This window comes from Candidatus Odyssella thessalonicensis L13 (genome assembly GCF_000190415.1).
GTDB lineage: Bacteria > Pseudomonadota > Alphaproteobacteria > Paracaedibacterales > Paracaedibacteraceae > Paracaedibacter > Paracaedibacter thessalonicensis.
The window spans coordinates 273250-297142 of sequence record NZ_AEWF01000003.1; the positions used below are offsets into that span (position 1 = coordinate 273250).

General features: G+C 43.8%; 21 protein-coding genes and 1 tRNA gene. 13 read left to right on the forward strand and 9 right to left on the reverse strand.

Going from position 1 to position 23893, the window contains the following annotated elements:
- The first annotated feature begins 354 nt into the window (after positions 1 to 354).
- Positions 355 to 6867: an autotransporter-associated beta strand repeat-containing protein gene (locus tag HMO_RS0106720; RefSeq protein ID WP_010300326.1), complete on the forward strand. Its 6513-nt coding sequence runs from the start codon at positions 355 to 357 to the stop codon at positions 6865 to 6867.
- A gap of 47 nt (positions 6868 to 6914) precedes the next feature.
- Here the strand turns inward: HMO_RS0106720 and HMO_RS0106725 are convergent, their stop codons facing one another.
- Positions 6915 to 7265 carry a histidine triad nucleotide-binding protein gene (locus HMO_RS0106725; protein ID WP_010300329.1) on the reverse strand — a complete coding sequence of 117 codons (351 nt, stop codon included), beginning with the start codon at positions 7263 to 7265 and terminating at the stop codon, positions 6915 to 6917.
- 45 nt (positions 7266 to 7310) lie between these two features.
- Here HMO_RS0106725 and hslV point away from each other — a divergent pair, with 45 nt between their 5' ends.
- From hslV to ykgO, 8 genes are all read left to right on the forward strand, one after another.
- Entirely contained in the window at positions 7311 to 7868 is a 558-nt protein-coding gene (hslV, locus tag HMO_RS0106730) for an ATP-dependent protease subunit HslV (RefSeq protein ID WP_010300334.1), read from the forward strand.
- Entirely contained in the window at positions 7865 to 9175 is a 1311-nt protein-coding gene (gene hslU / locus HMO_RS0106735) for an ATP-dependent protease ATPase subunit HslU (protein WP_010300337.1), read from the forward strand. Before hslV ends, hslU begins: the two co-directional genes overlap by 4 nt.
- A gap of 12 nt (positions 9176 to 9187) precedes the next feature.
- Positions 9188 to 9910 (forward strand): gamma-glutamyl-gamma-aminobutyrate hydrolase family protein, encoded by a 723-nt coding sequence (locus tag HMO_RS0106740; protein ID WP_010300340.1) that lies wholly within the window; start codon positions 9188 to 9190, stop codon positions 9908 to 9910.
- Entirely contained in the window at positions 9907 to 10704 is a 798-nt protein-coding gene (locus HMO_RS14130; protein ID WP_010300343.1) for a pseudouridine synthase, read from the forward strand. The genes HMO_RS0106740 and HMO_RS14130 overlap by 4 nt, the downstream gene beginning before the upstream one ends.
- Positions 10679 to 11293: a 16S rRNA (guanine(966)-N(2))-methyltransferase RsmD gene (gene rsmD / locus HMO_RS14135; RefSeq protein WP_010300344.1), complete on the forward strand. Its 615-nt coding sequence runs from the start codon at positions 10679 to 10681 to the stop codon at positions 11291 to 11293. The genes HMO_RS14130 and rsmD overlap by 26 nt, the downstream gene beginning before the upstream one ends.
- Complete coding sequence (locus HMO_RS0106755; protein ID WP_010300346.1) at positions 11253 to 12047, forward strand: TIGR01459 family HAD-type hydrolase; 795 nt, start codon at positions 11253 to 11255, stop codon at positions 12045 to 12047. The genes rsmD and HMO_RS0106755 overlap by 41 nt, the downstream gene beginning before the upstream one ends.
- Positions 12048 to 12124: 77 nt before the next feature.
- Positions 12125 to 12685 (forward strand): MlaC/ttg2D family ABC transporter substrate-binding protein, encoded by a 561-nt coding sequence (locus HMO_RS0106760; protein ID WP_010300348.1) that lies wholly within the window; start codon positions 12125 to 12127, stop codon positions 12683 to 12685.
- A 100-nt stretch (positions 12686 to 12785) separates the two neighbouring features.
- The gene (ykgO, locus tag HMO_RS0106765) at positions 12786 to 12911 is read left to right on the forward strand and encodes a type B 50S ribosomal protein L36 (protein WP_010300349.1); all 126 of its coding nucleotides are present in this window, start codon (positions 12786 to 12788) and stop codon (positions 12909 to 12911) included.
- A gap of 168 nt (positions 12912 to 13079) precedes the next feature.
- Here ykgO and HMO_RS0106770 read toward each other — a convergent pair whose 3' ends face one another.
- The 4 genes from HMO_RS0106770 to HMO_RS0106785 all read right to left on the reverse strand — a co-directional run bounded on the left by HMO_RS0106770 (position 13080) and on the right by HMO_RS0106785 (position 17588).
- A complete protein-coding gene (locus HMO_RS0106770; RefSeq protein WP_010300351.1) occupies positions 13080 to 14753 on the reverse strand; it encodes a hypothetical protein in 1674 nt (557 codons plus the stop codon).
- A 362-nt stretch (positions 14754 to 15115) separates the two neighbouring features.
- Positions 15116 to 15733 carry a hypothetical protein gene (locus tag HMO_RS0106775; RefSeq protein WP_010300354.1) on the reverse strand — a complete coding sequence of 206 codons (618 nt, stop codon included), beginning with the start codon at positions 15731 to 15733 and terminating at the stop codon, positions 15116 to 15118.
- A complete protein-coding gene (locus HMO_RS0106780; protein ID WP_010300358.1) occupies positions 15733 to 16905 on the reverse strand; it encodes a hypothetical protein in 1173 nt (390 codons plus the stop codon). The genes HMO_RS0106775 and HMO_RS0106780 overlap by 1 nt, the downstream gene beginning before the upstream one ends.
- Before the next feature lie 592 nt (positions 16906 to 17497).
- Positions 17498 to 17588, reverse strand: a tRNA-Ser gene (locus tag HMO_RS0106785).
- A 323-nt stretch (positions 17589 to 17911) separates the two neighbouring features.
- Here HMO_RS0106785 and HMO_RS0106795 point away from each other — a divergent pair.
- Positions 17912 to 19336, forward strand: coding sequence for a hypothetical protein (locus HMO_RS0106795; RefSeq protein ID WP_010300364.1), 1425 nt, complete (start codon positions 17912 to 17914; stop codon positions 19334 to 19336).
- Between the two features lie 63 nt (positions 19337 to 19399).
- Here HMO_RS0106795 and HMO_RS0106800 read toward each other — a convergent pair whose 3' ends face one another.
- On the reverse strand, positions 19400 to 19681 hold the full coding sequence (locus HMO_RS0106800) for a hypothetical protein (RefSeq protein WP_010300368.1): 282 nt from the start codon (positions 19679 to 19681) through the stop codon (positions 19400 to 19402).
- Between the two features lie 222 nt (positions 19682 to 19903).
- The gene (locus HMO_RS0106805) at positions 19904 to 20296 is read right to left on the reverse strand and encodes a hypothetical protein (protein ID WP_010300371.1); all 393 of its coding nucleotides are present in this window, start codon (positions 20294 to 20296) and stop codon (positions 19904 to 19906) included.
- A 160-nt stretch (positions 20297 to 20456) separates the two neighbouring features.
- Between HMO_RS0106805 and HMO_RS0106810 the strand changes: the two genes are divergently transcribed.
- Complete coding sequence (locus HMO_RS0106810) at positions 20457 to 20975, forward strand: CHAP domain-containing protein (RefSeq protein WP_010300375.1); 519 nt, start codon at positions 20457 to 20459, stop codon at positions 20973 to 20975.
- Positions 20976 to 21159: 184 nt separating this feature from the next.
- A complete protein-coding gene (locus HMO_RS14140) occupies positions 21160 to 21552 on the forward strand; it encodes a fluoride efflux transporter FluC (protein ID WP_010300378.1) in 393 nt (130 codons plus the stop codon).
- A 43-nt stretch (positions 21553 to 21595) separates the two neighbouring features.
- On the opposite strand, the gene HMO_RS14145 is transcribed toward HMO_RS14140, so the two are convergent.
- Positions 21596 to 22687, reverse strand: coding sequence for a glycosyltransferase family 4 protein (locus HMO_RS14145; RefSeq protein WP_010300381.1), 1092 nt, complete (start codon positions 22685 to 22687; stop codon positions 21596 to 21598).
- Positions 22688 to 23192: 505 nt separating this feature from the next.
- Positions 23193 to 23603: a flagellar assembly protein FliX gene (locus HMO_RS15550; RefSeq protein WP_010300390.1), complete on the reverse strand. Its 411-nt coding sequence runs from the start codon at positions 23601 to 23603 to the stop codon at positions 23193 to 23195.
- A 150-nt stretch (positions 23604 to 23753) separates the two neighbouring features.
- Here HMO_RS15550 and rpmH point away from each other — a divergent pair, with 150 nt between their 5' ends.
- Positions 23754 to 23888 carry a 50S ribosomal protein L34 gene (gene rpmH, locus HMO_RS16115; RefSeq protein WP_010300405.1) on the forward strand — a complete coding sequence of 45 codons (135 nt, stop codon included), beginning with the start codon at positions 23754 to 23756 and terminating at the stop codon, positions 23886 to 23888.
- The last annotated feature ends 5 nt before the right edge of the window (positions 23889 to 23893 follow it).

The following is a 23893-nucleotide window of genomic DNA, read 5'->3' on the forward strand; positions in this document are numbered from 1 at the left end:
CTTTTAAGGTGTCAACGTCTTCTCAGCAGTTAAGAACCTCAGGTTTCTTCCTCCGAAAATGTGCAGCATAAACCTCTTATCTTCCTGCTATATCGGTTTCCCAACTTGTCCTTTCCTAATCGATTAGGATCATTAATTCTGACACCCGATCCAGCAGCTTCTATTCGCAGTATTTTTAATTAACTTATTGTTAATCAATATTAAAGTGTTTAAACCCTTATCTATAAAAAGTAAAATTTTAGATAAATCAGATATTTGTAGGACGGATCAAAGAAAATCTAGTTCAGGATTTGATTATAGAAGGTTCAGAACGTTTCTTTTAAAGAAAATTGCGGTTCTGGAAGAGGTGAAAGCATGAATGTTAATTGTCGACGCTTACTTGCTAGTCGTATTGCTCAACTGGCTGAGGCTTACTATCTCTCTTCTTCTTTAAGATCAGCAGAGGCTCTTTCTTCTCTAAAATTACCCTACAAGGCGATGCTTTTCATTTTCCCGGCTCTGTCTTGGGCGGGCGACCCGGAATGGGTAGGAACGACCAGCACCGACTGGTTCGATGCCAGCAACTGGAATCCTAATGGTGTTCCAAATTTTCGAGCAATTATTGATACTAATATTCCGCAATCCCCGATTATAGCAGGCGCCTTCAACTTTGCCTTGGACAGAGTCACCATAGGGGTGAATAGTACAGCAACCTTATTGCTAGACGGTAATGGAACGTTAACTCTTGATGATGCAGACATAATTGGTGTAAACGGCGGGAGTCATGGCACCTTGACGCTGCAGAATGGGGCAGTAATCAATAGTGCAACCGCAGGAAATGCTATCACTGCTGGTCAGGCAGGTACAGGCATCGTGACAGTGACGGGGGCGGGGTCGAAGATTGAAGCCGGTATGAATATAGGAACAAGTGTTGGGGGAACTGGTACTTTAAACGTTCTCAATGGCGGCACTGTTAGCACAGGCGGTATGGTTGTGGGTAGTGCTGGAAATGCGACCATCAATATCGACGGTGGAGGCTCAAATATTACTGATGTCAGTAATACTTCTTTCGCGCAGTCTGCCGGCAGTACAGCCTCCCTTAGCATCACCAATGGTGGCACCATGGGGTCAAACCAGATGGTGCCAGGAAATGATGGAAATATTACAGTCCTCATTGATGGAACTAACTCTTTATATCAAACGCGGACGTTCGGTCTAGCGGCGGGAGCGGCAGGTGTCGGAAGCCTAACAGTAAGTAATGGCGGTAGACTCCTCAATGACTTAGCCACGTCCTTTGGGTCGGATGGTAACAGTACAATCCTGATTAAGGATCCGGGATCGTTAGTCGCAGGTTTCGATCTTTACGCAGCGAGCAATGCTGGAAGTAACACCTCTTTAACTGTGCAGAACGGAGGGCAAATAACGGGAAGGAGTCTTGATGTTGGTGGGGGAACGGCTACGGTTAATGTGACCGGCGCCAGCTCTGTTATTACTCTAGACGGCTTAGGACTTGCCACAGCAGCCTCGGGACAGACGACCCTAACAGTTAACAATCAAGGGTCGATCCAAGCCACAAACCTAAATTTGGGGGATCAGGGCCAAGCAACCGTAACCGTTGACGGCGCCGGAAGTGTCCTTAATGGCTCTTTCTCAACCCAAGCGGCAACCAATGTTGGCAGCACGGCTTCGATCACTGTAACTAATGGCGGCCAGTTGCAAAATTATAATTGTGGCTTTGGCATTGCTGGCAATGCCACCATGCTTATTGATGGTGTCGGTTCTGTTTGTACCTCTTCCTTTGGCACAGATTTTGCGAGTAATGCTGGTAGTATAGCCACCCTAACTTTACAAAATCAGGGCAAGTTATCAACCTATTATGGAAATATCGGCGGCGCCGGCCAAGCAACCGTTGTTATTGATGGTGCTTCGGCTGAGCTTAGTTCTGGTGATTACGTTAATATAGGGGCCAGCTCCGGCGGCCAAGGTACCGTAACTGTGCAAAATGGTGGACTGTTAAACCCCCGGTTTACCAATATTGGTGACTCAGGTCAAGGAAGTGTGACAGTGACGGGGGCGGGTTCAACAGTTTATTATGAATCCGGTACCTTGGGGAATTCAAGCGGGGGCGTGGGGACCGGCTTAGCGACCAATCAAGGATCATGGGGCCCCTTTAATACCACTATCGGCGGCTCAGGGACCGGCACCTTAACCATTGATGGGGCTGGAACACAAATTAATGTTCCTAGTGGCACTACAATCGGCGCCAATGCCGGTGGCAGTGGAACGTTGACAATTAGAAACCAAGCTACCGGCAGTTTTAATCAATCCTTTGTCCCTACCTCTCTCATTGTCGGAGGAGCAGGCCAAGGAACAATGCTTATCCAAAGTCAAGCGACAGTTACCAGTGCTGACAGTATTATCGGCGCTTCAGGGCCTTCAGGACAAGGGACTTTAACAATCGAGGATGCGAGCTCTAGTTTTACAGGAGCTCAGTGTCACCTGGCAGAGGTGGCTGGTAGCACAGGAACAGTCATGGTCCATAATAATGGCTCTTTAACTCTGGATACTGCCATTGTTGGTAAGGCGGGTACGGGCCAGCTCACTTATGATGGCGCCGGCTCTTCCTTTACTCTTAACACCAGTATGAGTGTTGGTGATCAGACGGGAGGCAATGGAACCTTTACAGTGCGTAATGGCGCGAATGCCAATTTTACGGCTGCAACAATCATTGTCGGTAATGGCGGAACCGGCAATCTATTTGTTCAGAATGCGGGCTCGGCCTTGACAGCCACAGCAGCGAATTTGGGTGAGGTGAACGGCGGTAATGGAACCTTAACCTTACAGACCACTGGCTCCTTAACCTTAGATACTGCCATTGTTGGTAATGCCGGCACCGGCCAACTGATTTATGACGGCTCTGGCTCCTCTTTTACTTTAAATACAAGCATGACAGTTGGTAACTCAGTTGGGGGGAATGGAACCTTTACGGTGCGCAATGCTGCTGCCTTTAACTCACCACCGATGGTGGTAGGGTCAGCAGGCACAGGTAACGTTGTTGTTCAAGATGCCAGCTCTTCAATTACGGGGACGACCACAACCTTAGGAGATTTGGCCACGGGTAATGGAACTGTTACCATCCAAAGCAGTGGCACTGTGTCAATGGATAGCGCTATTGTCGCCAATGCTGGAACCGGAAACTTAGTTGTTGATGGGGCTACCTCTAATCTTAGCTTAGCGACCAGTCTTGTGGCTGGAAAGCTAGCGGGAAGTAACGGGACAGTCACTCTGCGCAATGGTGCTACTTTCGCGTCACCGCCGGCTACCATTGGCGAAGGCGGTCGCGGTCGCTTAATTGTAAAAGATTTAGGATCGGCTTACTCATCAGCAACAGCACCTTATATTGGTCTCAATAATGGCAGCGATGGCGGTCTCACGCTCCAAAGTAGCGCCACAGCTACAGCAACAGAATTTCGCGTTGCTGAGAATACGGGCAGTGTCGGAGCCATTAATATCGGCGATGAAGCCGGCAACACTGCAGCCGCTCCCGGCACCCTCGTTGGTAACGTTACCTTCGGTACCGGCACCGGAACAGCGTATTTTAATCACACTTCCGGTAATTATACTTTCTCCAATGTTATGAATGGTCCAGGGCGCGTCATTGCCAAAGCGGGAACGACGCATATTCCCAATTCAAAGAATTATACCGGGCAAACCTACATTCAAGGCGGTACCTTGGTCATGGACGCGGCCGGCTCGATCCAACCGAGCTCGGGCGTGGATATTAGCAGCGGCACCTTTGATATTACCGCAGGTAATCAAACCATCCAAGATTTAAGTGGTAGCGGTGGTACAGTGAGCTTAGGCGCTTATCGTCTTAGAGCAGGGACCGCCAACTCGACCAGCTATGCGGGCATCATTACTGGCACCAACGCTGGAGAATTAGAAAAGCAAGGCACCGGCGCCTTAACCCTTACCGTGACCAGTACTTATTCCGGAATCACCCGTTTAACTGATGGCTTTGTGGGCATTGCTAGCAATGCGGCTTTAGGCACCAGTGGTGTCATCTATAACGGCGGTAAGGCACGGTTTGCAGCCTCTGGGTTAACAGTCGCGAATAATATTAATTTGTCAGCCTCGGGGGCTAGCACTTTTGATTTGAATGGTTATGATGGTACCTTAAGTGGCGTTATTGCAGGGGCGAATACGTCAACCTTTAATCCCACCAACAGCGGTAGCTCTCTTAAGACAATAACGTTAACAGGTACTAATACGCTGCAAGGTAATATCGATATTGGGCCGAATACGCGGGTAGCACTTGGGGCAAGTGGCACAGTGGGAACGGCGACAATCAATTTGACTGCCTCTACTGCCGGCTTCGATATTAGTGGGATGGTTCCGGCAACTGTTACTGTTTATGGATTAGGGGGCACCCAGGGAACCGTATATCTTGGCGGAAAGACTTTGACAACAGATATTGCTACCGCCTCTTCTTATGGGGGGCTAATTCAAGATGGTGGTCTGGGTGGCGGCACTGGCGGCAAAATCATCAAAGTTGGAACGGGAGAACTAATTCTAACCCATGCCAATAGCTTTACCGGTGGCGTCGACCTCACCCAGGGGACTGTAACAGTGGGCGATGCTTATGCCGCAGGAACAGGGGCAATTGAGTTTAAGGGCAGCGCCCTTGATACCCGCACCTTAAAAATCCAGACAGCCTTAACATCAGGATTGCCCAACGACATCAAGATTAATGCGGATGGCTTCTTGGACACACAAGGCTACGATGTTACCTTTAATGGGGCCATTAGTGGCAGCTCTGCGTTGACTAAGCTGGGTACAGGGACTTTAACGTTAAATGGTCCAAACACTTTCATCGGGGCTCTGTTACAAATGGGCGATATAAAAGCGGGTAATAATCAAGCCCTCGGTGCGGGAGACTTTACCTTTAGCTCTCCGGGGACTCGCCTCTACTTTACAACTGATCTCAATAATATTGCCAATACCATTAACTTAAATACAGTGGGTATAATCCATACTGGCAACAACCGTGTTACAATTACCGGCCCCATCAATGGCAATAGTAACTTAGTCAAGGAAGGCCCTGGTATTCTCGAACTTAGTAACGCTGTTAATGGATTGGCCGCACAAATCGTCATCCAGCAAGGTGAAGTCAAAATTAATGGTACGGCCAACACTGCGGATGTGGTGATTAATAATGCCTCACGGTTAACAGGTAACTTCACAGTTCTAAGTATTCTGAATAGTGGTACAGTTAAGCCTGGAAACTCCATCGGTGTTGCTCAAGTCCTAGCCAATTATAACAATTCCAATGGGACCTATGCTTGTGAAATAAATGATGCGGGCTTATCAGATATTATTAATGTCACAGGTACGGCCACTCTTGGTGGGACTTTATATGTTATTCCGCAGCCCGGGGACTATTCTAGCGGCCTAACATATACCATCTTGTCCGCTCCCAATAATCCATTGATTGGCACCTTTACAACGGTGACAGGATTATCTCGCCTTCTGCGATACACGGCGACCTATGATACCAATAACGCTTATTTAACAGTGATCCGTTTGCCTTTATCTGACGTGGTTAAACTCGGTAACCCTGGTAAAGTTGCGGAGTATATAGAGCAGCTGGGCACCCCTCCCTCGGGCAGTGTTTTAGAACAGTTGGTTAATGTGCTGCCCTCTTTGAGTGAGGCGCAGATGTATGATGCTTTGAATCAGTTGCATCCCGCCATTAATGGCATGATTGGTTCAGCAATTACCTCTCTTGAACTTAGCCAAGGCGACAGCCTGTTTGCTTTCAGCCATATGGATCGCAGCCTACGTCGCTTGAAGAAACGAATTAAGGAAGCAACAGAAGAAAACGTTACGGAAGAACAGTTGGGACTCGCATTAAGTCAGAACCAGGCGCCTGTGATGGGTTCTGCCAATTCAAACCGACCTCAGCCTTCAACTTTCCCTCTTAATCTTAAGATGGCGGCCCTACCTCAAAGTGTTCGCGCGGTGGTGGGAGCGATCACCTTATGGTTACAGCAAGGCGCTAGCTTTTTAAACCAGCGCTCTAATCGCGATGACAGCCCAACAATTGGGGTCGCCGGCATCAAAGGTGATGTTTATAATGCTTTAGTGGGGGTCGACCGGGTCATTAATAGTCAAGTTTTGATTGGGGCAGCGCTTGGTTATAACCGGATGTCCTATCGCCTGCGAAAAGGCTATGGCAGTGGTAAAGTTGATAGCTATCGCTTCGGTATCTACGGGGTTTGGGAACCGGATGAGGTGTGGTACTTTAATGTGGCTGCCTTTATTGGCTATCATGATTTTAGTGGCCGACGCCATTTAGTTTTGCCGACGGCTAAATTTACCAATGGCCAACATCATGGCGGCTATCATTTTAACGCCATCATGGAAGCGGGCCGCGATATTATTCTGACACGACTGTTAACACTAACCCCTTATGCAGCGCTAGGCACCATGCAGCTAACGGAAAAAGGCTATACCGAAAGTGGTCAAGGGTTTAACCCGCGTTTAAGGGTGAATCGTCATGACAGCCGTTTCTGGCAAGTTAAACTGGGAGCGCAATTATCCCAAACTTTGGATATAAATGGTACGTCAGTCTACCTTTATGGCAAAATAGGTTATACGTATAAACGCTATGCAAGCTATCCCCAAGGCATTAAGGCTTCCTTTGCGGAGTGTGGGGGCAGCTTTAAAGTCTTTACATATATGAAAGCGCAGCACATGGTGAATCCAGGGGTGGGAGTTATTGCCTTGTTAACAGATCAGGTTAATATCTCAGCGAATTATTCGGCTGAAATCGCGCGCGCTCAGTATCTTCATCGGGCACAATTGCGGCTGGATTATCGCTTCTAAAGCAATATAAGGGGTGGCTAACGCCGGCTTGCTTTAGCTTGCCCCTTTCAGAATCCTCCTAATTTGGTACCTCCTAACAGATGCAAATGATAATGAGGGACTTCTTGGCCGCCATTAAGGCCACAATTAGCGATCACTCGATATCCTGCCTCATCTAACTTAAATTCGGCAGCAATCTCTGCGACTTTCTGGTAAAAGTGAGCAACTGTTTCAGCATCGGCATGGCTGTGAAAATCATGAAAACTGATGTACTCTCCTTTGGGAATAATCAGGATATGGATAGGGGCGCGGGGACAAATATCATGGAACGCGAGAATTTTCTCATCCTCAAAAACCTTTTTACATGGAATTTCTTGACGCAAAATTCGTGCAAATATGTTATTAACATCATAAGACATGAGTAACCTCCCTCATTGTTTTGACCATAATTGCAGGAGTTTAGGATGGAATCAACCTCTTCGATGCCGCAATGGCGCGGAACAACAATAATAAGTGTGCGCAAAGGTAACCAAGTCGTGATTGCTGGGGACGGTCAAGTAACATTGGGAAATGCGGTCATTAAGTCTCAAGCTCGTAAAGTTCGGCGTTTAGCAGGAGGAAATGTGATCGCTGGCTTTGCGGGGGCAACCGCTGATGCATTCACTTTATTTGAAAGGTTAGAAGCTAAGTTAGAGCAATACCCCGCCCAGTTGACCCGTGCCTGTGTGGAACTCGCTAAAGACTGGCGCACAGATCGTTATTTGCGGCGCCTTGAGGCAATGATGGCTGTAGCGGACAAGGCGACAAGCTTGATCTTAACTGGAAATGGCGATGTTTTAGAGCCCGAAGATGGATTAATGGGCATCGGGTCTGGCGGCTCCTTTGCCTTGTCAGCTGCCCGTGCTCTCGTGGATGTGGAAGGTATTACTGCTGAAGAAATCGCTCGCAAATCCTTAAAAATTGCCGCTGATATTTGTATCTATACGAATAATAATATTGTGTTAGAGAGTATTTCCCTATGACAAACTTAACACCTCGCGAAATTGTAAGTGAGCTTGATCGGTTTATTGTCGGCCAACACGAAGCCAAACGTGCAGTCGCCATTGCTTTGCGGAATCGCTGGCGACGGATGCAACTCTCACCGGATCTTAAAGATGAGGTCCTGCCTAAAAATATCTTAATGATTGGCCCAACGGGCTGCGGTAAAACAGAAATTGCGCGTCGATTAGCCCGGTTGGCTAATGCCCCTTTCTTGAAGGTGGAAGCAACTAAATTTACTGAGATTGGATATGTTGGTCGTGATGTGGAACAAATTGTTCGCGATCTTGTGGAAATTGCCCTCCATATGACCCGGGAGAGGCTTAAGAAGGAAGTCGAGGCAAAAGCTGTGGTCCATGCAGAAGAGCGCATTCTTGATGCTTTGGTCGGGGAAACAGCAGGCTCGGAAACACGTCTTAAGTTTCGCAATATGTTACATGCTGGTGAGCTTGATGATAAAGAAATTGATGTGGAAATAGCCGATAACTCGAACGTTAATATGCCGGCCTTTGACATTCCGGGTATGCCAGGAGCGCAAATGGGCATGGTCAGTTTAGGCGATATTTTTGGAAAGTCTTTAGGAAGTCGTACCAAAACAAAAAGAATGAAAGTTGCAGAAGCTTTACAAATCCTAATCTCTGAAGAAAGTGATAAGCTTTTAGATCAAGAACGGGTCACTCGGGAAGCAATTGAAACCGTAGAACAGAATGGCATCGTATTTATCGACGAGATTGATAAGATCTGTGTACGCAGTGAACGCTCAGGAGGAGATGTGAGCCGGGAAGGAGTCCAACGGGATCTACTTCCTTTGATTGAAGGGACCAATGTTGCGACAAAACACGGAACTGTTAAAACGGATCATATCCTTTTTATAACTTCGGGGGCTTTTCATCTGGCCAAGCCATCTGATTTGCTTCCAGAATTACAAGGTCGGTTACCCATAAGGGTCGAGCTTAAAGCGTTAGCAAAGGAGGACTTTGTCCGAATCTTGACAGAACCTGAAGCTAATTTAATTACCCAAGCTAAAGCCATGATGGCGACAGAATCTGTCGCTTTACACTTTAAAGAGGATGCGATCGAAGCCATTGCCACCCTTGCGGCTAATGTCAACCGTGATGTAGAAAATATTGGCGCTCGACGCTTGCACACTATTATTGAGAAACTTGTTGAAGATATCAGCTTTAAAGCGCCCGATATGGCTGGGCAGTCGGTAGAATTTACGGCTCCCGATGTCCAAGAAAAAGTAGGATATCTGGCGCAGAACACTGATCTATCAAAATTTATTTTATAAGAAGGTTTAGTTATGACTCGCAGACCAGTTATTGGAATAACGTTAGATTCTGATATAGGGGGCAGCTATTCACGCTACCCTTGGTATGCTATACGGTATAATTATGTTGATGCGGTCGTGGCCGCGGGCGGTATCCCTTTTCTATTACCGTATACCTATGATTTATTAGAAGAATATGCTGATCGAATCGATGGATTGTTGATTCCTGGTGGATTTTTTGATATTTGCCCCAGCAATTATGGGGAAGAAGTTAACCATGAGACTGTTAAGGTGAAGCCCGAGCGAACACAGTTTGAGTTTGCTATTGCCCGCTTAATTAAAGAGCAGCGTAAGCCGCTTCTGGGGATCTGTGGTGGAATGCAATTAATGAACGTGATTTTCGGCGGCACATTAATCCAGCATATTCCGGCTGAAATTGAGAACTGTTTGGCCCATGAACAGCCCAATCCGCGCCATGAACCTGGACACGATATTCACATCGTCCCTGAAACCTTGCTGCACCACTTGTCTGACAGGGAAATACAGGTTGCTGTTAATAGTGCCCATCACCAGGCTGTGCGTAAGGTTGCTCCCGGGTTTATTGTCAATGCCACCGCCACTGATGGGGTGATTGAAGGCATCGAATTTCAGGATCCTGAGCAGTTTGCATTGGGATTGCAATGGCACCCTGAGTTCCACATTAGTCAGCTGGATCGAGCGATTTTTAACCATTTTATAAAAGCAGCACAAAAGTGACCTTACAAAAAGAAAGAATTGCTAAAAGGATTGCTGCTGCAGGCCTGTGTTCTCGTCGCGACGCTGAACGTTGGATTGAGGCAGGACGAGTGAGTGTGGATGGGACCATTATTACTTCCCCTGCCTTGGATGTCTCCTCAGCCAACAAGATCTTTGTTGATGGCAAACTCTTACCAGAGTCTCAAAAGCCGCGCCTGTGGGGCTATTATAAGCCCACCGGCATTATTACCACCCATCATGATCCGCAGGGACGTCCTACAGTTTTTGAACAACTTTCTGATCGCTTGCCGCGGGTGATCTCCATTGGCCGTTTAGACTTAAACTCTGAAGGGCTGCTGTTGTTGACGACCGATAGTTCGATGGCACGGTACGCGGAGCTACCATCCACCAATTGGCCGCGTCGCTATCGGGTCCGAGTTTATGGGGATATAGATCCTCAAGCTTTAGCCGACCTGGCGAATGGAATCACCATTGAGGGGATAAATTACGGGCAGATTGACGTCGACATGGAACAACCAAAAGGGCGCAATTGTTGGCTATTTATGACCTTATATGAAGGAAAAAACCGTGAAATCCGTCGAGTAATGCAGCACTTAGGATTGCATGTTAACCGCTTAATTCGCGTCGCCTATGGGGAATTTTCTTTAGATAAAAAGCAGCCAGGCGATGTATGGGAGATACCCTACAGTACCTTTGTGAAACATTTCCCTCATTTAAAACAGGCATCCGCCGTTCGAGCTGTGCCCCCGCAACATAAGGATAAGGGTTATGCGGATCGTCGGCGGAAAAAATAGGGGGCGTAAGCTTGCTCTTCCCGACCAAGCTTATACACGGCCAACCACCGACCGCATTCGTGAGGCGATCTTTAATATCCTGTGCCATCATCCTGAGATTGATTTACAGGGCGCCTATGTTCTTGATGCCTTTGCCGGAAGTGGTGCCTTGGGGCTAGAAGCCTTATCACGGGGGGCAACCAACGTTACCTTTGTGGAAGCTCATCCCAAAATAGCAAATATCCTACAGCAAAATCTTAAGCTATTTCCTGAATCTGACCAATTACACCTTATAATTAGTGATATAAGGAAGCTTAAAAAGGCAGCAAGAGCCATGGATCTGGTGTTTCTAGATCCTCCTTATGGTAAAGGCTTAGAGTTCCAAGCCCTACCGTACTTAGTCGAGCAAAATTGGATTAATTCAGATACAGTCATCGTATACGAGACTGAGGTCCAGACCGACATAGCCCCTTTATTAGCGTGTACGGCTGTCCTTGATGAACGTCGTTATGGTGGCACTAAGGTCTATCTTCTTAAACTGAAAAAAAAGATGAGGAAGCTATCGGTAAATGCGATTAGATTCTATTTTTGCTATTGCAGAGCAGTATGATACGTTGCTCGTGGATGTTTGGGGCGTAGTATATGATGGGGTGCATCCCCTGGCGGAGGGTGTAAAAGCGCTAAATAAGCTAAAACAGCAGGGTAAAATAATTATTTTTGTATCTAATAATCCTCGCCCGAGCAATCTGGCGCGTATGACGCTGCAACAGCTAGGAATACACGGTACGATCAATATCGTGACATCCGGGGATGTGATGCGGTCCCTGTTGCAAGAAAAGCACCAAGGCCAAAAGGTATATCATTTGGGTCGGGCGCGAAATAAGGATCTGTTGTCAGGCATGAATCTTATCGAAGTCGATACGCTTGATGAAAGTGACTTTGTTATCCTGAGCTGTTTTCTTGAGGAAGCTGAAGATTTTAGCCAATTTGACCCCGAGTTGGAGTACATTGCTAAGCAGCACCTGCTTGTCTATTGCCCCAATCCAGACATTCATGCTGCCCATGAGAATACCTTACGAAAGACAGCAGGGTTCTTTGCGCGGCGGTTAGAAGAAAAGTTCGGCGGTCAAGCGTGGCGCATTGGTAAACCAAACGCTATTATCTTTGACTTTGTGAATGCTCAATTTCCTGGAATCCTTCAAGATAAGCAAAAAGCATTGATGATTGGTGATACCCTGACCACTGATATCCAAGGCGGACAGCAGTATGGGATTGACACCTTGTTTGTGGAAGATGGTATATCCGGCCTGCTAAGAGAGTACTGTGATGTTAAGCCGACATATACCATAAAAACACTAAAATAGGCGTAATTTTTACTGATTATTAAATCATTTATGTATATAGTGATCCATCACAATAATAGAATGTGGGGATACAATCGATGATGAAATTAACAAGAATAATATTCTTAGGCATTTTATTGATCGGTGCCGGTTGGTGTGGCACTTCTAAAGCGCTTATCCAAGATTTGGGTAATCGTGCAATCTTAACCTTAACCAATAGCAATGATTCCCCCGATCAAATTGAGCAGCGGTTTGTTGCTTTATTAGAAGAAGGATTTGATGTGCGGAGTATTGCTCAATTTGTTATGGGTAGTTATTGGCGCCAGGCAACACCTGCCCAGAAAGAGCGTTTTATCGGGGTATTTAAGGATCGGCTTAAAAAAGCTTATGCCAATCGGTTTCGTGAATATCGCGGTGTAGATTTCAAGATTGGCGACGTTTCCCAGCGTGCCGGTTCTGACATCGTTAAATCTACGATTCAAAAGCCAGGCAGCCCTAAGACTGATGTCGAATGGCAGGTCAAGAATAATAAGATCCATGATGTCGTTATTGAAGGGATCAGCATGAGCATAACCTTAAGAGATGATTATCGCAGTCTGTTAAATCGAAAGAATGGTGATATTGAAGCCTTCCTTAAGGATTTGGAAGCAAAGAAATAATAGAGTGCTGAGAAAGTTAGCATATTATTAGGGAAAAACTTGACAACCTTAACTTACCTCTGTATTAATTGTACTAATTGTTTTAAAAAGGTTTTCAAAAATGAAGATTGCTAATTCAATCAAAACATTAAAAGAGCGCCATAAAGGATGCAAAGTTGTGCGTCGTCGTGGCCGTACTTATGTTATCAATAAGCAAAATCCTCGCTTTAAAGCGCGTCAAGGCTAATCGATAATTGGATCTACTAAAAAAGCGGCCCTCAAGGCCGCTTTTTTAATGTGTGTAATAAGGCTAAATTATTGGATTTTATCTTAACTCCTTCCAGAAAAGGAAGTAATTATTGCTGGTCGCTGCAGGGATGGGCTTAACCCATCCTTTTGCGCCAAACAGGTCCCTCTAAAAGGCACGAGGATATCCATTTTTGCGGCTCAGGACTGCTAATTTTTGGTTAGTTTCTTTAAGTCGATTGCTTGCTTCTTCTTGTTGTAATGCTAAGATTTGCCCCAAAGGCTGAGAGTTGAACCCAGCCAGCGGAGCCTGATCAATAAGTTTTTTAAAGTTCTCAAAATATGATACCTGTTCGCTTTTATTTTTAAATAGCTGCTCTCTTTGCTCGCGAAGTTGTAAATATTGAATAAAGTCATCACTTAACTGAATTGATTCTGCTTCTTTATGATCTCCTTCATTACTCTCTGAATTATTGAGAATAAAATAGAAAAAATCATTGCTTAGGCCCCAATTTTTTGCCTGAATATAATAATGATAAATTGTCTTCATACTCTTTGTACTTACGGAAGAGTGAAGATAATCTTGAAAGTCTCTAAGTTTTCTTTCAGTTTCTTCTATTCCTTCACAACGACTTAAAGCCTCCTCTAAACAATTAAGAATTTCATTCTTACAATCTTCTGGAGTCTCGACAAGAGAGAGATCAATTTTTCGGGTCTTATAAGAATGCTTGTCGCGGGATGCCTCATTGTCTTCCTTCTCTCGTTGTCTCTTCCCTGTTGTAATTACCGTAGGGGATGATGCTTCTTCATTGGCGCATGATAGTGCGCTTGAGTCAGCTGGACTAATATTTACATTTGAATCCGTAACAATAGTTGAAGAACTGGCGCTACTGTTCGACTCTCTCATAGAGGACTGGGCAGCCTGGTGACCGGTCCTATCAGAAAGGGAGATGGAAGGCATTACTGAATAAGCGGAACCACTTGAGGGAGCATAAGGAGAAGGGGGTAGCCACCCATAAGGAGAAGGCGGTACTGGCGTAGGAGATGAAGGGGGTAGCCACCCGTAAGGAGAAGAGGGTACTGGCGCAGGCGATGAAGGGACAAGATCCGTAGTAATAGTAGTTGATAAAGCCTTCTTGAAGGTCTCCAAGATGAATTTATAGGCTGATGCCCGCCCTTGGCTGTGATTAATGGTTGCTATATCTTTAAAAAGGTTAGCCTGCCCGCCTTTACTGTTGATATTAAACTTAAGATCTTGCACGCGTTTATTTATTTTATTGATAAATACTGAGGAGGAAGGGAGAGATAGAATCTCATGGAATTTATTTCTATCCAATTTTCCACAGCTCCTCATCTGGTTGGACAGCAAGTTATATAAATACCCCTTCGTATTCTCAACCAGTTGCTTGTTTTCTATCTTTGCAAGAGAAAGTTGATCCATAATAAATAGATATCGCAAGTTTGCTTCTATCGCAGTTAGCTCTATTTTCTCAGAGTTTGGCGGATAATTGATGGAGAATAGTTCACATATTTGCTTTGTTGCCTGTTCGATGCATTCTTGAACTATAGAGGGGGTAAATGGCGTAGCCATAGATGAGAGGGGCAAAATCTGACCATTTCTAAAGAGATCTCCCATATCTGGCGGTATGATAATCTTGGAGAATAATTGATACTGATCATTATCCAAACGATTTAAAATTATCGTTTGATTATCGGGGATACTTTTCTGGATGCTTGCTTGTGCCAGAGCCTCTAGAGGATTAAATGCAGACGGTGCTTCCATGCTGATCACTGAAGAAGAATTGAGCATTAATGCAAGTAAGTGGAGGGGCTTAATTTTCATTTCCGATATTCCTAATGTATTTGATGGTAAAATTGTTTATTTTATATATAGGGGAAGTAAAATTTATTATGCTAGCCTTTTTAAATCTTCCTAGCATATGTTGATTGTAATCGGATGAGACTCCCTATTTCCTCTTCACAAGTTTAAGAATAAGGGATGCTCTCTTTTAAAAGTAAAGTCTGAAGATCAATTCTATTTAAACAACGTTAAATCCTTACTAATTTCCTAATAAATAGGAGAAATATATTAATGGTTTGGTCCTATTTCGCTTATATAATAATCTATCCCAAGCTAGTATTAGCTTCTTATGAATTAGGTCAATATTAGGTAGATTGAGAAAGATTGGCGGTACCCAAGTTCTCCTAAAATATGCGCGGATATCCGTTTTTACGGCTTAAGGTTACTAATTTTCGGTTAACCTTTTCAAGTTGATCGCTTGCCTCTTGCCTGTAAGATTCTAGAATTTGTACTAACGGCTGAGAATTAAATTCAGATTGTTCAGTTTGGCTAATAAGCTTCTCGAAGCTTGCAAAGTATTTGGCCTGCTTGTCTTGATTTTTTAGTAGTTTCTCGCGTTGCTGCCGAAGCTGTAAATACTGAATAAAGTTATCACTTAATTGCGCTGGCTCTGCTTCTTCAGGATCTTCTTGATTATTCCCTAAGTTATCGACAACAAAATAGAAAAAGTCATTGCTTAAGCCCCAGGTTTTTGCCAGAGCATAATAGTGATAAATTGTCTTCATATCTTCTGTGCCTGCGGAAGAGTGAAGATAATCTTGAAGGGATCTAAGTTTCTTCCTCACTGCTTCTCTTCCTTGGGAGCGGCTTAAGGCTTCTTCTAAACAATTAAGAATTTCGTCTTTACAATCTTGCGAAATCTCAAGGTGGGAGATGTCAATTTTTCGAGCCTTATAAAGATGGTCGCTGGGGGAAGCATTCTCCTCATCCTCTTCCCGTTGCCTCTTCCCAGGTGTAATCACTACAGGGGAGGATGCCCCCTCATTGGCGAAGAATAATGAGACAGAGTTAGCGGGCTAGTCTCTTTCTTGAAGTCCTGAGTACTAGGCAATGAATGAGTCGTGCTGTGGATAGGGGACAGAGGTAATTGGCTCAGCGGGCCGAGGAATCCATTAGGTGCAGGAGTAAAAGATTCTGATAAAGGCGAAGAATTATCTACTGAGGCGTAAAAATTGGGAGAAATAATATCATTAAACAATGACTCTATAAAAGTAAAGGACGTATCGAGTTCGTCTAAAGTAGAGAAACTATCGGAGGGAGTATAAGGCCAAACAGGATCACTAAATAATGACTCTATAAAAGGGGACGGCTGAGAGAACTCTGCGGCAGTTGGAGAGCCACTCAAGGCAATTGGAGAAACTGGAAGGACCGAAGCATAAGAAGAGGGAGGCGCTGTCGTATGAGCAGGTGGAAGGACAGAATTAGTAGCGTACTTGGATAACAATGATAACTTTATGAGTTCATTAGTGATGGATCGATAACATAGAGTTCGTGCATAGGTATTATTAATCTGCTCTATCTTATTAAAGAGTTTATCGTGCCCTCCTTGCTCCCTGATACAAGATTGAAGATCTCGTACCCGTTTGTTGATCCTAAATTCGGCTTGAGCTGAGGCTGAGATCAGAAGGTGATTGAGCATTTCTCTATTCAATAGAGGGGATTTTTTCACTTTCGTCACCAGCAAGTTGTATAAATACGCTTTGTTGCTAGGTGGCTTTGTAAGACCTGTGGCTCTGAGAGAGAGCTGGTCCATAATAAATAGATGCCGTAAGCTTGTCTCTATAGGGGTGAGTTCTATTTTTTCAGATATGGATGAATAGCTTATTGAGAAAAGTTCACATGTCTGCTGTGTTGCTTCCTCAATACATTCTTGCACAACTTGGGGAGTAAAGGGTGTATCCGCGGAAGAGATGGTCAAGATTTGTCCGTTTTCGAAAAGAGTTTTTATAGTAGAGTGTGTAATAATTTTGGAAAATAATTGATAGTAATCATTTCCGACAGGCTTTAAAAATGTGGTTTGGCCCACTGTCAGGTCTTGTTGGGTTCTGGCTTGGGTAAAGATCTCAAAAGTAGGGGGGATAGAGGGTATATCTACGGCGATTGCAGAGCAAGAATTGAGCATTAAGGAAAGCAAGTATAAGGACTTAACTTTTATGGTAGATAGTCCTAATTAATATATCCATGATATAAACTTCCGTGTTCTATAAGATGAAAGCTCCATTTTATGATGCCAATTTCCCCTAGTTTTACTAAAGTGTTTTTATTTTAAAGCATTAAAGATAATGGTTACCCTTTCACCGTCTCAGAATAAGAAATATTCCTCTTAATTTGCTGACAAATAAGGGAAATATATGAAAGCTTTAATCTTATCGCGCTTAAATAATCACTCGTAAGAGGACGGTGCTTAACTCCCGGTAAAAAGGTAAATGTTAACTTATACTTTTACCATAATAACTATTTGAGCGTTTAAGAAGACGGGTAGAGCAAAAAATATTTTAAAAGAGGAACAAGAGAAGAAGAGACAGAATAAGCTTATTGAGTTCATGATGTCCTTTAATTTGTCAGCAATAATTTTAATTAAATTGAAAGATGCTCAAGATTGAGAAGAAGAACTACATTGATGCTTATAACTTGTAGCCTCGTATAGCTAGAAGAAGTTTGCAGTCGCGGCAGAATCACCTGCGGCTCTACTATTAGATTGATGCTTGTTTATGGGGGAGTCTTAATGGCGGAGAGAGAGGGATTCGAACCCTCGATACGCGATTAACGTATACACGATTTCCAATCGTGCGCCTTCGACCACTCGGCCACCTCTCCACAGGGATAGTCCGAAGATACCTTTTTTTCTGCTTAAGGACAAGAGTTTTTTGCTTCAGTCCGATAATTACCGCACTGGCAACACTGTTTGCCGTGCTCCTACGTGAATGGTATGGCAAGAAGATTCTTGGAGGTCTAATAAGAAAGAAAAGGCAAAATAAGCTTGTATAATACCCTCAAAGAGATGAAGGTGAAAAAGGTCAGAATAATTAAGGCTAGCTTTAAAGCGCTCTTTAATCTTATATCTAAAAGGGAACATTTAATAAGCCTAACAGTAATAGATTAGGGATAATCAAGTAAAAATATTCAGTGAAAGGTTAATAATGAAAAATAATTCTTTTAAAATAATAAAGTGTGTGGGGATATTAAGTCTGTTTTTGGGCAGTACTCCTATTTATGCGATGGAGTTAGAGGAAGAAGAGAAAGAGGAGAAAAATAATTGGTCTATTTTATCTGCAATTAATACGGAGGCCACCCCTATGCTACCATTCCTCCATGAGCCGTACAAAAGAGTAGCAGATAATAGTGATGATTTAATTGACTCTTTAGAAATAGACCCTTTAAAAACTGAAGTTAAAAAAGTAAAAGGTGAGGAAGAAGCACCCCTATCTCCAGCAATGATGCCTATCAGTGAGATCTCTAATATTATTGGCAGTCTGCGAGCTGAAGAAATGGCCCAGCAATATATATTGCAAAAGAATCATGCTGCTGCCCTCCGAGCTCTGGTAGAAGCTGAGAGACTAGCAGATGAGCCTTTCAGGAAAAGCGTCTTAAACGAAAAAATTGGTGATCTCTATCTTCAGCTTAATGATGAGGAAGATTCTCTCCACAAAGCTCTAGAATTTTATTTGCATGCTCAGGCAGATAATGCTAATCCTATGAAAAAAAGTTCTCTATATGAAAAGATGGGGGATGTTATTAGCCGGCTTACTGTATCCAAAACAGTAATGGGGGATGCAGCAGGGTATTACCTATTAGCGCAAGCAAATTTAAACGAAATTATAGAAATGAGTCGATCGTCTGAAAGAAAGAGCGAACTTTTTGAAAAGAAAGCCTCCCTTCTTAAAAAGCAAGCCGAACTCTCCACTGATAACCATCCTCAATATTCTAAAATCAGCGCATCAGAAGCTTATTGGAAAGCCGCTTCATTGACCACCAATAAGCAGAGAAAGTGTAAATTGCTTGTGTTATCGGCGGAAATAGATTCGCACCTCCAAAATCCATCCTATTTAGTTGACGCCGCTTCTAAATTTTATCAAGCAGCCGAGCTGCTCGCGGAACAGGGGGAATACGCTGAAGCGGCGAAAATGAGCCGCCATGGCATCGGTTTAGAAAAAAGATATTGTGACACCCAGGAAAGCAGTGCCTCAGATCTGTGGGTGCTGCCAGGTGAATTTCAGGAATTTATAGGTGAGCAAATGTTGAAAACCTCTCACTATTATTATAAAGGCACAGATCTTAACGGCTGTTATGACATGTTAAACCTTAGCTATTCAGCGTATGAGGAAGAAAGAGAATCTATACATCTGCAAGCAAGAATGGCTTTCTTATATAACTTTGCTTATGTAGCCGTTAAAATTGACCCTTCCTTGATAAGAGAGCGGGCAATGGGGGCCGTCAATGAGCTTAAAACTTTAGCTGAAAATTATGAATTCGAGAAAGATACTATTGGAACGTTGAGAGGTCGGGTGCATGTAAGTAAGCTAAAGCAAGGAGAGAGCTTGCTTAATGAGCTAAAAACACAATAATAGCGTGTCATTAGATTTATGGTTGACAAGCACGCTTATCAAGATTCTAACTGGATAGGCTGCTCACCCTTTAGCAGCCTCTGAGGACGCCTTATTCTCCAGCATCACATACCCTCGTCTAGCTATCGTATCTAACAGGCTGCTCATCGCTGCAGTATCGCGTATGGGAGATTGGATAACCTCGCAGGTACGGAAAGAACTCACTCTTTTTACGATTTCCTCTTGAAAGGGTCCATAGGGACCGTTAGTAATGAAAAGGGTGCTCTCAAAGTCATAGGTTTTAAAGTAGGCTTGCACTGTGTCTAGCGTATTGGCGCGCCGAGTCGGGAGCGCAGATATGGTCATGATTTCAAGGTCTTTGGATGCTAATTTAGAGGAAAAGGATTTCTTCCAGATCTCTGCCGCGGCTTCATGCTGATAATTCTTCTCCTGGTAGTGGTATTCTAAAAGCCAGTGTTTTTCTATCTCCTTTAAAGGGCGATGTCCGTTAATGTAGATAAAATGCGACGGTTTTATTTTATTGGCTTGGATCAGCTTCTTGAGGTAGGAAAACCGCTCTTTAGTATCCTAGGGGGCCCCTCCAAAGATCACAATAGCGCTATAGTCCTGTTTGGCAGGATAAGTGCTCCGAGTTAAACCTATCTCTGTAAAGAAAGGTATTAACGGGGGATAATTTGTATAAGGAGAGGAATTATAAAGCTCTGGATGGTCACAAGTTGGCGGTCGTAAAAACTCTTGTTGCAAGAATGCATTCCAGTCCTCCAGAGAAGCGCTAGCGGCAGGAGAGGCGTCAATGAATGGGGTTAAGGTAGCCGCAATTGAATGAATGTTAGCAATTAGCGGCCGTTCACTTTCAGACTCGGCTAGACTTTGATCAGCGCTATGGGAGCTTAAGAGGTAATTTGGCCAAAGCAGGAGAACGTAAAAAGATAGACAGAATAAACGCAGGAGGTTGCCCATAATTTCTCTCCACTATTAACGTACATCTAATTAGATACACTAACGAACAAGCACTTAGGTTGATAGGGAAAACATATTTCATTTTTATTCTTTGCCAATTAATAGAAAAGTATTAAAAATTTTGAAGATGATAAGCAAGCAATACGATTCTTAAGTAATTATGATTATTCAGCCTGCCTCTCTTAAATTACGCTTTGCGGCGCTCGCTTATCAGGAGGGAAGGCTCTGCCTTACAGGTAATGCCTGTAAAGCCGGTCCAGATATTGAAAAGTATCTAAAGGTTTTCCGGCAAGCTTTAGGACGCAAAGATCCTAAGTATTTAGATGCTATGGTAGGATATGATTGGTGTTGCGCCTATGTTCATTATCTTCTCCAATTGATCGATGTTAAGCTAGCAATCCAACCGCTTACTCATTCGGATTGGATGCTGGGTGCCGTAAGAACCTGGTATTTGTGGGCCCGGCAAGAAAATATTTTCTTGCCCGCTTCCCAACAAGCCGAGCCGGGAGACCTGGTTCTGTTTGATCAGCTTATTGATCAAGTGGAATTAGATCATATTGGTATTGTTCTGCAAGATAAAGGTGATCATATCCTGACTTCAGAAGGGAATTACCATAATCGGTCTGGCATCTTTATTCGACCAAGAAATCCCACTATCCGTGGCTATATCCGCTTATGACATTTTAAGAAGGAGGGGCATTTTCCTCCTCTTGTTAGGGGGCTTTCACCGATTTCTAGCTTCAAGCGGGAGTGAGCATAAGAAATCTTAAGAATTTATATAGTTAATCCTTTTAAAATCAAATTGAGCCGGGTGTATAAACAGCTTGCTTAAGTAGTAATTTCAAGAGGCAGGAGGGCGATAAATGCTGCAACAATATTTTCTAGTCGGCATCGGGGGCGCCTGCGGTGCTATACTCCGTGCCTTTCTTGCTGACATGCTCCCCGCGACGCTAGGGGGAATACCGTTGCCCATTCTCGTTATTAATATTATAGGATGCAGTTTAATGGGGTTGGTGGCCGGATTCATGTTCTCCATAATACCTATATCAGATTTAAATCGTTACTTCTGGGTAACGGGGTTCTTAGGCGGATTCACTACCTTTTCTGCTTTTGCTTTTGATTTTGGGGTTCTGGTTGAAAAAGAACATATTACAGCTTCCATTATTTATGTGATCAGTACAATCTTTTGCAGTTTGTTGGGATTCATAGTGGTTATGCGCAGCGTGAGCTTAATTATTCAGAACTTACGTCCCTAGAAATAGAGTCTTGACCCTGGCTGGACACTCTTTCTAAGTTAAATCATTTAGGTTTGACCAGGCTAAGGATGAGATCTTGCCACTGGCTATGTATCTTATCGGCGTCAAGGAGCTGAGTGGTTTGCTGAGCATGAAACGATAAGCGTTGGCGTTGCTCAGTGTCCTTCAAAAGCTCAAGCATTAAGCTGGCTAACGAAGCAGCATCTCCCACGGGAAACAACCGACCGTTAATGCCATCTTTAATAAGGTCAATATTACCAGTACAGTTGGACGCAATGACCGGCAAACCGACAGCCATTGCCTCGCCTAAGGCATTAGGAAAACCTTCATAGTGAGAAGGAAAAACAAATATGTCTGCTTGCGAAAGCCTGGTCAAGACATCCGGCACTGTGCCAGGAAGAAGAACTCGCTCCTTTAAATTGAGGCTTCTAATTAGTTCTTCTAAGCGTGGCCGTTCTTCCCCTTCACCATAAATGGTAAGTATAAGGTCAGGATTCGCCTCAGCAACCTCCTTAAAGGCTTGGATGAGCGTCTCAAACCCTTTAGATTTAATCAGCCTTCCCACAGAAACGAGATGGCGCGGTGAGGTGGAGACGAGGGCTGTTTTAGAGAGGGGCGGCACTTGCAGGGCATTCGGGATAATTGCTACATTGTTCAGATAGTTAAAGTAATCAGCTATGCTTTGGGTTTGAACGATAACTTTGGCGGCCTGAGGGTAAAGAAGTCGGCGTAATAAAACATGGAATTTGGGCGTAAAATGATAAAAAGGGTGAGTGCGCTCAGAGACAATTAGTGGAATGTTGTGTCTTGCTGCCGCTAGTATGGCCATAATATTACTAACAGTTATAAAGGATAACACTATATCAGGCTTAATGAGGTTAAGAGATTTATTTAATTTGTTAAAGCGTCTAAAAATACTGCGTAGCCGCTGAAGAGGAGATGCTGTCAAATTACTCTCTCCCAGCGGGATTAATCTGATGTCTGGTTCTAGTCTATAGAAGGGTAAGCTTTCTGGAGTACTGAAGGTGATGATAGTCACATCATGGCCTTGTTGAGAGCAATAGTTAGCCAGATTGGATAATACCCTTTCCGCCCCGCCAGTTGCTAAAGAAGAAATAATAAAACTAATACGCATGCTTTAAAACTGAACTAAATAAGGAGGCTGTGAAGACTCTACGGCTCGATTAATAAGGTAAACATTCTCCACTCGCATCTCAAGCACTTTTCGCGTCTAGTCCTGTGTTATTTACTGGTGCTCCTCCTAAAGGGTTCGTGCTAGATAAAAACGCTAAGAGTAATCTCGGTTATCTTGACAGCTTATATAGAACTTATAGGAATTAGTATAAGAATTCTCTCGGCCTTCCTTTAGCGTGGCCTTCCCTTTAACGTGGATAGAAAGAATATTTTGCCTTATTAAGTTTTCCTTAAAAGCTTTAGAGATAGGATATAAGCCTGAGAGGATTGGGTTATGCATAAAATTTTATTAAGCATTTGTTTTCTTAATTTAGGGGTAGCAGAGGATGCTAACCGATCAACAAACCAGCAGACGAAGACCAGCTCATGTGTCCACGAAGAACAAAAGTGTGAAGCTAAAATCGATCTACTCAAAAAGCGTCAACCTTTTAAAAAGGAAGAGCAGACTAGGCGCCCAGCTTTGCCAATTCCACAGCTGCCCGTGTCTCAATCTCACGAATAAGATTTTCCAGCTCTGGATCGACCGTAAGGGCAGGGCGATCTTGCAGCAACTTCATTAACTCGATAAGATCCTCTTTAGAAAGCGTGCCACGCACTAAATCAGCATGAATTTTATCAAGTTGATCTAAGAGCTCATTACCATAGGTTATGGCTTGATGGTGGTTCTGTTTGGGAGCATCATCCAAGAATAAAGCTGATAAGCCGCTTACGGAAAATGTCTGATAAGTCTCGCCCGTCGGAGCAGTTTGACCAGATTGCTTAGCATTGAATTTATCAGTGTTTTTTTTAACTTTTGTGGAAGCTGTCTTCAAGCTATTAACAGGAAGAGATGAATTGATCTTTGTTGTACTAACCATAGTAGACCTGCAAATAGGATTGGTTAATTAATATTACAGAAATTTTTATGAATAAAGAATCTTGATTTTTGAGGTGAAAATTGGTTATAAACAAACAACTGTGTTTAAACGCTCGCATTATTGCGTTCGTCAAAAATAAGGATTAAGATCGTGAAAAGAACATATCAACCAAGTAAACTGGTTCGCAAGCGTCGCCATGGATTTCGGGCGAGAATGGCAACTGTTGGAGGTCGTAAAGTAATTGCGGCACGCCGCGCAAGAGGTCGTAAGCGTCTTTCTGCTTAAGAGAG